The 262-nt window shown below is 61.1% G+C and carries 1 protein-coding gene; it reads right to left on the reverse strand.

What is annotated here, in order from left to right:
• The coding region (locus AC0L2L_RS33405) for a hypothetical protein (RefSeq protein WP_473584024.1) at nucleotides 1–210 on the reverse strand (210 nt) is incomplete at its 3' end.
• Nucleotides 211–262: the final 52 nt, after the last annotated feature.

Consider the following 262-nt stretch of genomic DNA (forward strand, 5'->3'; position numbering starts at 1 on the left):
GTCAAGCACGTACAGAGGCGATCCGTATTGCGACAACAGCTCGGTGACGGTCACCCCGGCCACCTCAACGATTCCATCGTCATCACGATCAGTCGATGCTGACCAGAGCGCAGGGTCCAATGCGTTAACGTCATCAGGCAAGGTCAGCCACTGCGGACCGGCAGCTGCGACGTCGGCGTGGACCGAGCCGGCAACGTGCATGTGCGTCATGGTTACACCTTGCCAGAGGCCACCGACACGATCGCAGAGTGTCCATGCTCGC

It is taken from the genome of Mesorhizobium sp. WSM4832 (assembly GCF_055811115.1).